Origin of the sequence: Chryseobacterium sp. CFS2 (assembly GCF_036543225.1) — a bacterium.
Lineage (GTDB): Bacteria > Bacteroidota > Bacteroidia > Flavobacteriales > Weeksellaceae > Chryseobacterium > Chryseobacterium culicis_A.
The window spans coordinates 187,188-200,933 of record NZ_JAZHQU010000005.1; the positions used below are offsets into that span (position 1 = coordinate 187,188).

Genomic DNA, 13,746 nt, shown 5'->3' on the forward strand with positions numbered 1-13,746 from the left:
AATCAAATGTATAGTACTCATTGCTCATTATTCATTACTTATAATTATCGCTTATGTCAGAAAAACAGAGAATTTCAGATGTTTCATGGAAAAAATGGGGCCCCTATGTCAGTAACCGTGAATGGGGACTTGTTCGTGAAGACTATAGTGAAAACGGAGATGCCTGGAATTATACTGGTCATGATACGGCAGAAGCCAAAACTTACCGCTGGGGCGAGGAAGGAATATGCGGAATCTGTGATGATCTCCAGAAGCTGATATTTTCTGTGGGATTCTGGAACAAAAAGGATAAGATGGTCAAAGAACGGTTCTTTGGACTGACGAACGGGCAGGGAAACCATGGTGAAGATGTAAAAGAATACTTTTATTACATAGATTCCACTCCTACGCATTCCTATATGAAAATGCTGTATAAGTATCCTCAAAATACTTTCCCCTATGAAGAGCTGATAAAAACAAATGCAGCAAGAGGAAAAGAAGAACCGGAATATGAATTGATTGATACAGGGATTTTTGATCACAATGAATATTTTGACATCTTTATTGAATATGCAAAGGAAAGCCAGAATGATATTCTTGTCAGAATAACAATAGTCAATAAATCTGAAAAAGAAGCTCCTCTTTTACTATTGCCGACAGTTTGGTTCAGAAATACATGGAATTGGGGATATGATGACTACAAGCCTCAATTGTCTGCTGAAGATTCTGATCATATTAATGTCAGCCATAAGGATATTGAGATAAAAAATGTGTATGCAAAACAATCTTTAAAGACCCTGTTTTGTAACAATGAAACCAATAATGAAAGGCTTTACCAGTCTTCCAATGAATCAAAATACTGTAAAGACGGGATTAATAATTTTGTGATGACAGGAAATTCCCAGTCGGTCAATCCTCAGAATACCGGAACAAAAGCTTCTTTTTTCATTGATGAGGATTTTCAGGCCGGAGAATCTAAAATATTTGAATTCAGACTTACAGATAAGGATATAAGAGAACCCTTTAAAGATTTCGATGCTCTTTTTGAACAAAGACAGAAAGAAGCAGATGAATTTTATGCAGAAATCCAGAAAGGTATTTCTTCCGAAGATGAAAAACTGGTACAAAGACAAGCTTTTGCAGGAATGTTGTGGAACAAAATGTTTTACCACTATAATGTTGAAAAATGGCTGAAAGGAGATCCTGCAGAAATGCCTCCTCCAAAGTCCAGAGAGAAAATAAGAAACTACGACTGGAAGCATCTTAATAATGAGCATATTATTTCCATGCCTGATAAATGGGAATATCCGTGGTATGCCACCTGGGATCTGGCGTTTCATACCATCAGTTTTTCACTGATAGATCCGGATTTTGCAAAACATCAGCTTAAACTTTTCCTGTTTGAATGGTATATGCATCCTAACGGACAGCTTCCTGCTTACGAGTGGAATTTCAGTGATGTGAATCCTCCGGTACATGCATGGGCCGTATTCAGAGTATTCAAAATTGATGAATACTTAAAAGAAAAACCTGATCTGGAATTTTTGGAAAGTGCTTTCCAGAAGCTGTTGATGAATTTCACCTGGTGGGTTAACAAAAAAGACCTTAATGGCAATAATATCTTTGAAGGCGGATTTTTAGGGCTTGATAATATTGGTGTTTTTGACCGGAATACTGTTTTACCAAACGGAGAACAGCTGGAGCAGTCGGACGGTACGAGCTGGATGGCGATGTTTGCCCTGAATATGATGAGAATTGCTTTGGAACTGGCTCTCTATAACAATGTGTATGAGGAAATGGCGATGAAGTTTTTCGAACACTTTCTGGCTATTGCCCATTCACTGGACAATATGGGTGATGAAAATTTCAGCCTTTGGGATGAACAGGATGAATTTTTTTACGATGCCATAGCTTCCAATGATGGAACACATATGTACCTGAAGTTAAGAACCATTGTTGGATTGATTCCAATGTTTGCCGTTGAGGTCATTGATGATGAAATGATTGAAAACCTTCCCAATTTCAAGAAAAGAATGAAATGGGTACTGGATAATAAACCGGAACTTGCCTCTTTGGTTTCAAGGTGGGAAGTGAAAGGGCAGGATTCCAAACACCTTTTATCTTTACTTCGGGGGCACCGTTTGAAAAGACTGCTAAGCCGGATGTTGAATCCGGATGAGTTTTTAAGCGATTATGGAGTAAGAGCTTTATCCAAGGAATATGAAAACAATCCTTATACATTACTGCTGAATGACACGAATTATAGTGTAAAATATACGCCTGCAGAAAGTGATAGCGGACTTTTTGGAGGGAACAGCAACTGGCGCGGTCCGGTATGGTTTCCTATCAATTTCCTTATTATTGATAGTCTTCAGCGTTTTTTCTTTTACTATAGCCCTGATTTTTTAGTGGAATATCCTACGGGAAGCGGAAACTATTCAAATCTGGATCAGATTGCAGATGCTTTAAACAAGAGGCTTGCCAAGATATTTTTGAAAGATGAAAATGGAAAAAGACCTGTTCATGGCCAGTATGAAAGATTTCAGACAGATCCGGATTTCAAAGATTATATCCTGTTCTATGAATATTTTCACGGTGATAACGGTCGTGGAGTAGGAGCTTCCCATCAGACAGGATGGACAGGACTTATTGCCAAAATTCTACAACCCCGGTTTTCCAAAAAAGAAATGGCAGAATCCGAAACGGAAATGCCGGATGATGTTGAAAAAACAAAAGAAAAGTAAGAAGACTAATGGGGCTTATTCAAATATCTGTTGTATAACCTCCAGTGAGGCGGGAGTTTTGAAATCCGTAATATGATAATGATAGTATACCAAAAGACTGTCAAGGAAATCTTTTCTTAAAGACGAATGGATTTTTGTGGAGTAAAAATCCTCTGCACAAAGGGCTTTTTTCCACAGCGTGGAAATTTCCTCATTGAAAAGCTGATGACATATTCCCGGGGAAAAAGTTCCCGTTTCAGGATCTAAAAACCTGCCTTCACTCAGCAAAGGAGCAACGCCCTGTATTTTTAAAAAAGCCAGCAAAAACAGAAGGTGTGCCTGATAATTTTTATGAGTCAGTTCACTGATAAAATGATTGATACCGGAATAGATCGGAATATTTTTATTCTCATACTTCAGAATATGACTTAGAAAATCTGAGATAAAGAAAATCACAGTATTGACCCTTATATCGGTGTAAATATCATTGTTTTTTACCAGTTCAAACTTTGAAACAGACGGTATACCGTTGCCTCTTGATGGATTTACAGAAAAATTAAGCTGGCTCAATGGCTGAAGCAGGGCTTTCTTTTTATTCTTTTTGGAATAAATTCCTTTCAGAAAATAGCTTTGAAAACCCTCTTCTTCTGTAAAACAATGCAATACAGCATCATTTTCCCCATATTTTATAAACGAAAGTAAAAAACCGTTTTGTGAATTCATTAATTAACCACTCCTATTTTGGCGGTAGCTTTATCAGACCCGTCTTCATTCGTCATCAGAACAAAATAAATCCCTGATGCTACTCTTGTTCCTTTCTGGTTATTAAGATCCCATTCATAATAACCTCCTCTTGCTACTGCAGAGTGAACTACATTTCCTGCAGCATCCACAATTCTTATATTGGTTTTTTCTGCTAGACCTTTAATCGTAACTTTTCCTTTGAAATTGGAATAAACAACAGGATTAGGATACACCATAACATCTCCGAAATTAGAGGTCACATCCGCAACATCTCCCTGATAGGTTACAATACCATTATATGTTACAAAATATACTTTCCCTGTTTTTTTATCAACTTTTATATCAGTAACACTATTTGTAGGAAGAGGTGAATTTTCCTTTGTAAAATGCTTTATGGTTCTCTGACCATCGGCAGAAAGGTAATAAACTCCACCGCCGTCAACAGATACCCATTTATAATCACCGGCATCTACTGCAATCTGCAGAATTGCTGATTCTCTGAAAAGTTCTTCACCCAAACCATTCTGCTCTATAACTATAGGTTCTACTTCAGGTTGGGCATTCTTTATTTCGGATGCTGCGTTGCGCATGATTCTTAAACCTCCATCCGTACCGATCCAGGAATCACCGGATTTATCAAATGCAACGGATAATATTCCTCCTGAACTATTAAATCCATTAGCTGTTCCCAGGATATAATCATTGTCGTCAGAAAGATTATTGGCATTTTTATAGTCATATACCCAGAAATTATTAGATCTCGGTAGTGGGGTCCATAACATATTTTCGTAGAAAACCGGTTTTTGTGTACCATCACTGGCAAGAACTATTTTCTTGATAAGAAAATCATCAGCTGCTTTATCGTAGATTCCTATAGAAGGATTTCCATCATTGAAACCAAAAGACACAAAAAGATTACTCTGGGAGTCTGTAGCAAAACCTACAGGGCGTCTGTAATAAGGCTGTGCCCCGAGATTATAATACTTTACCATTTCAAAATCTTTGCTGGAAGCATTATATTTCATTTTGTACACCCCGTTATCAAACATCGTATAATTGGTGAAAAATACTTCATTATTACTAAGTGGACTTAACGTAGCATCTAGTACATTGATGGATTGTGGGTTATTAATGAAAAAAGAAGGATAGATCCATTCTGTACCGCTGAAATAATAAAATCCAGGTTTTTTAGGATTAATAGCCGGCTCGTTATAATTATTCGCTCTTGCTCCGGTAGAAACAAGGAGTTGGTTATTATCAAAAAGATTGATATTATACGCCAAATTGAAGTAAGGACCGGAAGGTTTATAAGTATTGTTACCTTCATCCTTGATTCCCGATAATACAGTTCCACCTAGAATTTTTCCACCGGCTGTTAGTGCAGTATTACATTCTTCACCAAGGCTTACCGCATTTTGTGATACTCCATTAATCCCATAGGTATATACTCTGTTATCGGTAACGGTAATACTATTGGAACTAATCACCACATCCCTGATTTTTTCAAAAGTAGTAGGAAGTTGTGTTGGGCTACCATTATTATAAATATAAGCTGCTGTAGCCGTTGAGAAAACCAGTTCTGATTCTGAATCTATATGTTTGAAAACTCCGGGAGCTTCCGTTGTCCAGGTAGAATATACCGGAAATGTAGTATTCATTTGATGGCTTTTCAATCCTGTATCTGTTACAGAATATACTTTATTTCCGAATATTGTGGCTTCATTACTTGCCTGGTAAACCCCGCCAGACAGGAAAAATGCTGAATCACCAAATTCTTTATTCTGCAGATTAAATATGGATAGTCCATATCCTACAGAAATTACCGCCTGATCTCCGGTTATGGAAATATGATTGATTTTTTTATTCCCGTTATATCCTGTAGCAATAGGAATATCAACAATATATTTGATCTCTTGTGGCGTGATCACATCCATAGATCCGTTTTCATAACCAATAAGCCCGGTTTTAGTCTGTGGATTATAATCAAAGGCTGTGATTCCGATATTGTGCAGGCCATTGGCCTTGGATAACTTCGTAATTTCTCCTGTTGATATGGTATAATAGAATATTCCGTTTTCTGTAGCTGCAATGATTTTTCCATTGTCTTCTTTCATTGCTAAGATCTTGTTGTAAGAAAAAAGATCAGCCCATTTTTTGGATGAAATAACCTGAGCCTTTATCAGCTGCAGGGATGCTAAAATACCAAGAGAAATTATAGAGAGTTTTTTCATATTATGCGGTTATGCTGCTATCTATTACCTGATTGTTCCAGGAAATATGCTGTACGTTTTTGTTTGTATCAAAATAAAAATCTATTCTGCCCAAAAGAAGTCCTGCCCATCCAACCTGGTTGACAAGAACATTTTTGCCCTGTCTGTTGGTAAAAGATTGAGGTTCTGGTAAGAATGTATGAGTATGGCCTCCTAAGATAATATCAATATTTTCTGTATTGGCGGCTAAAATTTTATCGCTTATTTTATTAGGTTCATCTCTGTAGTCGTAGCCAATGTGTGAAAGGCAAATTACCAGATCACATTTCTGATCTTTTTTCAGGAAATCTGAATAATGCTGTGCTACATCAATCGGATTGGAATACACGGTTTCTCCATACTGTTTTTTGCCCACAAGACCATCCAGCTGGATTCCCACTCCGAAAATTCCTACTTTGATGCCATTCTTGTTGAAGATCTGATAAGGGGAAGTTTTCCCATCAAGAACGGTATTTTTAAAATCATAATTGGAACAGATAAAAGGAAACTTCGCATTAGGAAGCACTTTTAAAAACCCATCAAGACCATTGTCGAAATCATGATTTCCCATGGTAGAGGCATCATATTTCATCATGGACATTAATTTGAACTCCAGTTCTCCTCCGAAGAAATTAAAATAAGGAGTTCCCTGGAAAATATCTCCCGAATCAAGAAGAAGAACATTATTTTCCTGATTTCTGATTTGTTGAATTAAATTCGCTCTTCTTGCAAAGCCTCCCTGATTGGGATTTTTTGTATAGCTTGCATCAAAAGGCTCTATTCTGCTATGTTGGTCATTGGTATGAAGAATGGTCAGTTTATTTGCTGATTTTACATTTAGGATTTTTAATTCTTCCGCCATCATCATATTGGGAGCTAAAGCCATTGCTAAAGATCCGCCGCCTATTGCTTTTAAAAAACTTTTTCTATCCATTATTTCTTCCCGATAAAATTTAAACGAACCTCAGAATTTGCCACAACTTCAGGGGATTTCTTAAAATAATCAATAAATAAATCTCTCATTTTAATCCCTGTTGCAATGGATTCTCCTTTTGCGAAGAACTTCATATTGTCTCCTCCCAGCGCAAGATAGTCTGAAGTGGCAATATAATAATCTTTTGCCGGATCTACTGTTTTTCCGTTGATTAAGGTTTTGATTACCTGTCCGTTATTTGTTTCAATGTATAAATGAGAAACAGGATTGTTGACCTGCGTTTTTGCATAATACTCAAAAAGCCCCTGTAAATCTGCTCCTTTCATTTTTACAATGACCACCTCATTTTCGAAAGGCATTACTTCAAATACATTTTTAAGTAAAATATCTCCTTTTCCGATAGTGGTACGGATGCCTCCGATATTGATCAGCGCAGCATCTACGTTTTGCTTAAGATGAGTTTTAATCCATTCATTACCTCCTTCAAACGTATAGTCGGCTAAAAGATTTCCCAGATTGCTGTTATCACCCTGCTTGGTAAGATCCACATTCGTGTGTGAGATCTTCTGGTTCATTTCTTTGTCCAGTTTCTGCTTATAAGGCTCAATAAATTTTACAAACTCCTCATCATTCTTTAGCTCATTATTAATAGAAATATTTTTCTGGGTCTTTACATTCACAAGCATCGGTGCAGAAGCCGTTTTGCATGCTGTAAGGGACGCCAGAGCAATTCCTAGTAACAAGAATTTATTTTTCATAATCTCTTTTAGTATATGCAAATATAACTATATGTATAATAAAACATTATTATTTATTACAAATTCTTACTGTAAATTATTAAATTTGGCAAAAATAATTCTAACAGATGAGCATTTTAAAAGGAGTAGGTGTTGCATTGGTAACACCCTTTAATGAAGATTTATCCGTTGACTTCGATAGTTTAACAAAACTTGTGGAGTACAATATCGACAACGGGACCAATTATTTGGTTGTATTGGGAACAACGGCAGAAGCCGCAACGCTTTCTGCTGAGGAGAAGAAACAGGTAATTGAGCATATCATTAAGGTAAATAATAAACGTCTTCCTTTAGTGTTGGGAATTGGCGGTAACGATACTCTTGATGTCAAGAAACAGATTGAAGAAGCAGACCTTTCTGCATTTGAAGCAGTACTTTCTGTATCTCCATATTATAATAAACCTAACCAGGAAGGTCTTTATCAGCATTATAAAGCGTTAGCTTCCACAGGAAAAAATATTATCATTTATAATGTTCCTTCAAGAACCGGGCAGAATGTAGAAGCAGATACTACGATTCGTCTTGCAAAAGAATTCCCTAATTTGTTTTTGATTAAGGAAGCTGCACCTAATATTTTACAGTACTTTGATATTCTGAGAAAGAAGCCTGAAGGTTTTTCCTTAGTTTCCGGAGATGATGAATATACATTACCTGTAACATTAGCGGGAGGTGATGGTGTAATTTCCGTAATCGGGCAGGCGTATCCTAAAGAATTTTCTACTATGGTACAACTTGCTTTTGAAGGAAAGGTAAAAGAAGCTTATGAAATCCACAATAAGCTGGTAGATATTACCCGTCTGATTTTTGCAGAAGGAAACCCTTGCGGTATTAAAGTAATATTGACAGAAAAAGGGATTATTAAGAATTATCTAAGACTTCCTTTGGTAAAGGCTTCAGAAGGTCTTCATGCAAAAATTAAGGCTGAAATGGCAAACCTTTAATAATGAACTGACAGGATGAATTTTAATCATGTTTTAAAACTCATCAGTCATCATTGAACAATATAAAGAGTGAAAAGTTTAGGCTTTTCACTTTTTTTAATCATCATAGTATAATAAATCATGAAATTAAAACAGGCAACAGCTGCAGATATCCCGTTGATTCAGGATCTTGCACGAAGATCATGGGAAAATGCTTATGCAGATATTCTTTCGAAGGAGCAGATGGAATTCATGCTTTCTGAAATGTATTCTGAAACTGAAATTCTCAATCATTTCCAAAATCCGCATTATCACTATTACCTTATTCAGGATGAAGATAATGATTCCTATGAAGGCTTTATCGGATACGAGCATCATTATGAAGAAAAAACCACCAAGTTGCATCGCATTTATCTGGTTCCGGAGAGCAAAGGAAAAGGGTTCGGGAAAGAAGCACTCCAGTTTCTCAATGAGAAGGTTTATGAAAACGAAAACGATAGAATTATTTTAAATGTCAATAAATACAATTCTGCCAGAAACTTCTATGAATCCCAAGGATACAGGGTTTATGATGAAGGTGTTTTTGACATCGGGAACGGGTTTGTAATGGATGATTTTCTGATGGAATTTCTAATTCACAGATCAATGACTTAAAATTTTGTAACTTTATCCTGTAATTCTATAACAAGTGACTTCTTTTTTTAATTCATCTTTGCTTCAGAACCAAATCACTTATTACAATACATTCATATGCTTGGTTTTGAGCTGAATCAGCTTTTTATCAGTATATTTTTTTCATCCTTAGTGTTTAAATTCCTGTATTCTTAAATACAGGAGTTTTTGCGTCTATATGGCAAATATAAAAAATTTACACCTATTTCACTTTTAAATGAAATAAATTATTATATTTACTAAATAAAACTGGCTTTATATCTACTAGGATGAAAATGTATGTTAAATTTGATTTCAATGCCCTCTGCAAAAAGGTATTGGACGAGAAACTAAAAGAACACGGGCTGAAGTACAGGTTACTGAACTTCGGTGAAGTGGAATTCTATGAGCCCCTTACCCAAGAACAGCACAATCTTTTTAAGAAAAATCTTGAAGATTATGGTATCGAGATCATAGAAAGCCAAAAAACTGCTTTGGTACAGAAAATAAAAGATGCCATTGTAGAACTGGTCTTTTCTGATGAGATTATTCCGGTAAAAGCATCGATCTATATTTCTGAGAAGCTGAATCACAGCTACGGATATCTTTCCAATCTATTTTCAGAAGTAGCTTACACCTCTATAGAGAACTTTATCATTCTGCAAAAGATAGAGCATGCAAAAGCCCTGATTATAAGAAACAAGCAAAGCCTTACAGAAATTGCCCACAAGCTGAATTACTCCAGTGTGGCGCATTTGAGTACCCAGTTTAAAAATACAACAGGAATCACTCCATCCCAGTTTCAAAAGATTATTGGCAGGCGAAGAAGAGTACAAAGCATGGTAATAAACCCTAAAATGCAGTATGAATAAAGAATTTCTGAACGTAATAGTAGCAGATAGCGATGACAATACATTGATTTTTTTTAAAAACATTCTAAAAGAGTTGAAAATCTCTGTAAAAGTTCAATGTTTCAGTAACGGAAAAAACCTGATGGAATATCTCAATAATGATGATGCTGTAGTTCCGGAAATTGTTTTTATCAACTACGCTATTCCTGGAAAGACAAGCATGGAATGCCTGGAAGATATCACTTCAAATTCAAAATTCAAGAATATGGTGACGGCTATTTTTTCTGAACCGATTCCGGAAAATGAAATAGAAGATATTTTTGTAAAAGGAGCTCACATTTTTATGAAAAAACAGGATTGTTTTGATAAGCTTAAAAAGGTGCTTACGGAAGTTATTACCATCAATTGGCAGTATCACACCTCAGGATTGAATAAAGATAATTTAATCCTGAAAGTATGATGAATAAAGGATTTATTAATTTAATATTAAGAAATTCTGAATCATATTTATTGCATACTATTCACAAATAAGTGATAATTTTATAACTAATAATTAAAATAATATAAAAGGCATCTGAATTAATATACTGACATTTGTAAAAGTAAACTCAGACACAAATTTCATTATATAGTAGAAGATACAGATGAATGAAAGGTAATTGTTTCTAAAAATAAAGAATTATATAAATCACGATGTTAGTTAACAAAATGAATTATAATAATTTTCCAATTTTAAAGCATAGAAGATCTTTAAACAAAACGGTACAATCATGAAAACTCAATAAGTAGTTGGAGGTATTTTTATTCGTTTCATTCCCTCATCTCCACCGAAAAACAGTTAGTTTTTATAATAAGCAAGTTGGAAAAAAATAATTCATTTTGTTTTTTATAATTTATTTTAATAGTTAGGTCTTAGACTATTTATCTATTATATTGTTATATAAATATTTTTTCACACCACACCACATCACAAAATATTAAGCCTAACTATTAAAATAAATTTATTTTGAACAGACCAAAAGTAATTTCTTCTAAATAACAGTTTTATAAGGGGGCCGCAGGAAAATTTTCTGCGGTTTTTTTTATGATATTTTACTCCATTTATTTTTCCCTTTGTAGTACCTGATATAATAGTTTTTAATAATCAGATTATCCTGTCTGGAAAGCATTGGATCTGCTTCCAGTATTCTTTCTACTGTATTTTTTGTAGTTTTAATGATTGCCGAATCATTAATAAGATCCAGTCTTTTAAAATCTACCACGCCACTTTGCTGGGTACCCAGAATATCTCCCGGACCGCGAAGCTGCATATCCACTTCAGAAATTTTAAAACCATCATTGGTTTCAGTCATGGTCTTAATACGAGTTCTGCTTTCTTTGGATAATTTATCGGAAGTCATCAGGATACAGTAACTCTGTTCGGCACCTCTTCCCACACGTCCTCTGAGCTGGTGAAGCTGTGATAGCCCGAACCTTTCTGAACTTTCAATTACCATTACAGAAGCATTGGGAACATTTACCCCCACTTCAATGACCGTAGTTGCCACCATAATTTCTGCCTTACCCGAAGCAAAATAAGCCATTGCAGCATCTTTTTCGTCAGGTTTCATCTTACCATGCAGCATAGTTACATTGTATTCTGAAAAATATTCCATGACATGCTCCAGACCTTCCATCAGGTTTTTATAATCTAAGGTTTCAGATTCCTCAATAAGAGGATATACGAAATAAACCTGTCTGCCTTTCTTAATTTCATCTTTGCAGAAATTATATACATACAATCTGTCTTTTTCACGTCTGTGAGCAGTAATAATAGGCTTTCTTCCTACAGGCATTTCATCAATAACGGAAACATCAAGATCAGAGTAAAAACTCATAGCGAGAGTTCTGGGAATCGGTGTCGCGGTCATCACAAGAATGTGCGGTGGAATTTTATTTTTAGCCCAAAGTTTAGCCCGCTGAGCAACTCCAAATCTATGCTGCTCATCAATGATGGCTAATCCCAGGTTTTTAAATTTAACCTTGTCTTCTAAAACCGCATGAGTTCCTACCAAAATAGAAAGTGTACCATTTTCCAGCTCTTCATGGATAATTCTTCTTTCCGCTGCTTTGGTTGAACCTGTCAGGAGGCGGATATTGATTCCTGTTTTTTCTAAAAGTTCTTTGATCCCATTATAATGCTGCTGGGCGAGAATTTCCGTAGGTGCCATCAAACAGCTCTGAAAACCATTATCCATAGCGATAAGCATGGTAAGAAGGGCTACCATTGTTTTTCCTGATCCTACATCACCCTGTAAAAGCCTGTTCATCTGAATAGGCCTCTTCATATCCACTCTGATTTCCTTTAATACCCTTTTCTGTGCATTGGTAAGTTCAAAAGGAAGATGGTTTTCATAAAAATCATTGAAATGATCTCCAATAATTGGAAAAGGATTACCGTGAGACTGCGTTTTATGATGTAATTTCTTTAAACCATATCCTAACTGAAAGAAGAATGATTCTTCAAATTTCAACCGGTAGTCCGCTTTATCAAAATGTTCCTGATCTTTTGGAAAATGAACATTCAGAAAAGCATGTTGTCTGGACATAAATTTAAAGGTTTTCATCATATACTCCGGAAAATTCTCTTCAATAAGATTCGGGATCTCTTTGCAGATATTTCTTAAAGCATTCTGAAAAAATCGTTGATTTAAACCTCTTTTAGTCAATTTTTCAGAACTTGGATAAATCGGTTTAAGACGCGTTTCACCTTCTTTTTTTTCTTCTGCTTCTATTTCCGGATGAGGCATAGAAAACTGTCGGTTGAAAACATTGATTTTCCCAAAAATATAAACCTCTTTATTGATGGGAAGCTGTTCTTTCAGCCATTTGGAATACTGAAACCACACCAGATCCATACTGCCGGTATCATCATTGAATTTTGCAGATAACCTCTTGGTTTTCCCCGTTTGGATTTCCTGTACCTGAGTAATTTTTCCTCTTAGCTGGATTTCGTGACTACTTTCTTCCTGAAGCTGGGATATTTTATAAATTTTGCTTTTATCCAGATAACGGATAGGGTAGAAGTTCAACAGGTCTTCAACAGTTGATAATCCCAACACACTTTTGATGAGTTTGGCTCTTTCCGGACCTATTCCTTTTACGTATTCTATGGAAGTTTCTAAAGTCATTTTTGATTTGATATCTGGTTTCAATATCTCCAGATCTGTATGAAAAAACAAAGGTTCGAATTTCGGTAAAATAAAAAAGACTTCCAAAAAAATTGGAAGTCTGTATAGTAAATTTTTAGAATTGAACCCGAAAATTGGGGTTTTTGAAGTTCTAAATTACTCTTTGATTTTAGATTTGAACTTTTTTTGGTAGTCTTCCCACTGTTCTCTGGTTTTAATCTTTTTGAACAAATCTTTTGAGATCAGTTCCAGATAAGGTTCCAGTTCTTTAGCGGATAATTCTCCCTGAAGAATGGTAATAGGATCTCCGTGCTCATCCAGAAATACAGTACTCGGAACAGCTCCTACATTCATGTATTGTGTAAACTCGTGCAGGGAATTCTTTCCTTTTTTGTGCTCACTGTTCGGATTGGAAAATGTTCTTCCAAAGATTTCAATGCTCTTTTTTTCTTCTGCATTAAACTTTACCGGATAGTAATTCTCATTGAGAATCTGAGCAATGACAGGATGTCCATATGTTTTTTTATCCATGATTTTGCATGGGCCACACCAGTCTGCATAAAAATCAATCAGTATTTTCTTGGGATTTTCTTTTTGGGCTTTTAAGGCTTCTTCAATGGTCATCCACTTTACTTGAGCAAAACTGAAATTTAATAAAAGTAAGAGGATTATGCTTAAAATTTTCTTCATATTGTGATATTTAGGTAAAAATAAGCATAATTACTTAT

The 13,746-nt window shown here is 35.5% G+C and carries 11 protein-coding genes; 5 read left to right on the plus strand and 6 right to left on the minus strand.

Features of this window, described 5'->3' with window-relative positions; all coding sequences use genetic code 11:
* The first annotated feature begins 53 nt into the window (after nucleotides 1–53).
* Entirely contained in the window at nucleotides 54–2,723 is a 2,670-nt protein-coding gene (locus tag ODR02_RS13660) for an MGH1-like glycoside hydrolase domain-containing protein (protein ID WP_309513069.1), read from the plus strand.
* A gap of 15 nt (nucleotides 2,724–2,738) precedes the next feature.
* On the opposite strand, the gene recO is transcribed toward ODR02_RS13660, so the two are convergent.
* The 4 genes from recO to ODR02_RS13680 are packed head-to-tail and all read right to left on the minus strand — an operon-like array spanning nucleotide 2,739 to nucleotide 7,387.
* Entirely contained in the window at nucleotides 2,739–3,425 is a 687-nt protein-coding gene (gene recO / locus ODR02_RS13665; protein WP_105684253.1) for a DNA repair protein RecO, read from the minus strand.
* On the minus strand, nucleotides 3,425–5,677 hold the full coding sequence (porZ, locus tag ODR02_RS13670; protein WP_309513068.1) for a type IX secretion system anionic LPS delivery protein PorZ: 2,253 nt from the start codon (nucleotides 5,675–5,677) through the stop codon (nucleotides 3,425–3,427). Before porZ ends, recO begins: the two co-directional genes overlap by 1 nt.
* A 1-nt stretch (nucleotide 5,678) precedes the next feature.
* Complete coding sequence (locus ODR02_RS13675; RefSeq protein WP_105684251.1) at nucleotides 5,679–6,629, minus strand: bifunctional metallophosphatase/5'-nucleotidase; 951 nt, start codon at nucleotides 6,627–6,629, stop codon at nucleotides 5,679–5,681.
* Nucleotides 6,629–7,387: a 5'-nucleotidase C-terminal domain-containing protein gene (locus ODR02_RS13680; RefSeq protein ID WP_209785889.1), complete on the minus strand. Its 759-nt coding sequence runs from the start codon at nucleotides 7,385–7,387 to the stop codon at nucleotides 6,629–6,631. The genes ODR02_RS13675 and ODR02_RS13680 overlap by 1 nt, the downstream gene beginning before the upstream one ends.
* Nucleotides 7,388–7,494: 107 nt before the next feature.
* On the opposite strand from ODR02_RS13680, the gene dapA reads away from it, so the two are divergent.
* The 4 genes from dapA (at nucleotide 7,495) to ODR02_RS13700 (ending at nucleotide 10,308) form a co-directional block, all read left to right on the plus strand.
* Nucleotides 7,495–8,367: a 4-hydroxy-tetrahydrodipicolinate synthase gene (gene dapA / locus ODR02_RS13685; protein ID WP_105684249.1), complete on the plus strand. Its 873-nt coding sequence runs from the start codon at nucleotides 7,495–7,497 to the stop codon at nucleotides 8,365–8,367.
* A gap of 120 nt (nucleotides 8,368–8,487) precedes the next feature.
* Nucleotides 8,488–9,000, plus strand: a complete 513-nt coding sequence (locus tag ODR02_RS13690; RefSeq protein WP_309513067.1) for a GNAT family N-acetyltransferase — start codon at nucleotides 8,488–8,490, stop codon at nucleotides 8,998–9,000.
* A gap of 287 nt (nucleotides 9,001–9,287) precedes the next feature.
* A complete protein-coding gene (locus ODR02_RS13695) occupies nucleotides 9,288–9,869 on the plus strand; it encodes a helix-turn-helix domain-containing protein (protein WP_105684247.1) in 582 nt (193 codons plus the stop codon).
* A complete protein-coding gene (locus ODR02_RS13700; protein ID WP_209785887.1) occupies nucleotides 9,862–10,308 on the plus strand; it encodes a response regulator in 447 nt (148 codons plus the stop codon). Before ODR02_RS13695 ends, ODR02_RS13700 begins: the two co-directional genes overlap by 8 nt.
* 622 nt (nucleotides 10,309–10,930) lie before the next feature.
* Here the strand turns inward: ODR02_RS13700 and recG are convergent.
* A complete protein-coding gene (recG, locus tag ODR02_RS13705) occupies nucleotides 10,931–13,018 on the minus strand; it encodes an ATP-dependent DNA helicase RecG (protein WP_408915796.1) in 2,088 nt (695 codons plus the stop codon).
* A 156-nt stretch (nucleotides 13,019–13,174) separates the two neighbouring features.
* Nucleotides 13,175–13,708 carry a thioredoxin family protein gene (locus tag ODR02_RS13710; RefSeq protein WP_105684245.1) on the minus strand — a complete coding sequence of 178 codons (534 nt, stop codon included), beginning with the start codon at nucleotides 13,706–13,708 and terminating at the stop codon, nucleotides 13,175–13,177.
* Nucleotides 13,709–13,746 lie beyond the last annotated feature (38 nt).

What these genes read in the sequence shown, in the direction of transcription:
- ODR02_RS13660 (WP_309513069.1), top strand. Translation starts at nt 54, where the DNA reads ATGTCAGAAAAACAGAGAATTTCAGATGTTTCATGGAAAAAATGGGGC.
- recO (WP_105684253.1), bottom strand. Translation starts at nt 3,425, where the DNA reads ATGAATTCACAAAACGGTTTTTTACTTTCGTTTATAAAATATGGGGAA.
- porZ (WP_309513068.1), bottom strand. Translation starts at nt 5,677, where the DNA reads ATGAAAAAACTCTCTATAATTTCTCTTGGTATTTTAGCATCCCTGCAG.
- ODR02_RS13675 (WP_105684251.1), bottom strand. Translation starts at nt 6,629, where the DNA reads ATGGATAGAAAAAGTTTTTTAAAAGCAATAGGCGGCGGATCTTTAGCA.
- ODR02_RS13680 (WP_209785889.1), bottom strand. Translation starts at nt 7,387, where the DNA reads ATGAAAAATAAATTCTTGTTACTAGGAATTGCTCTGGCGTCCCTTACA.
- dapA (WP_105684249.1), top strand. Translation starts at nt 7,495, where the DNA reads ATGAGCATTTTAAAAGGAGTAGGTGTTGCATTGGTAACACCCTTTAAT.
- ODR02_RS13690 (WP_309513067.1), top strand. Translation starts at nt 8,488, where the DNA reads ATGAAATTAAAACAGGCAACAGCTGCAGATATCCCGTTGATTCAGGAT.
- ODR02_RS13695 (WP_105684247.1), top strand. Translation starts at nt 9,288, where the DNA reads ATGAAAATGTATGTTAAATTTGATTTCAATGCCCTCTGCAAAAAGGTA.
- ODR02_RS13700 (WP_209785887.1), top strand. Translation starts at nt 9,862, where the DNA reads ATGAATAAAGAATTTCTGAACGTAATAGTAGCAGATAGCGATGACAAT.
- recG (WP_408915796.1), bottom strand. Translation starts at nt 13,018, where the DNA reads ATGACTTTAGAAACTTCCATAGAATACGTAAAAGGAATAGGTCCGGAA.
- ODR02_RS13710 (WP_105684245.1), bottom strand. Translation starts at nt 13,708, where the DNA reads ATGAAGAAAATTTTAAGCATAATCCTCTTACTTTTATTAAATTTCAGT.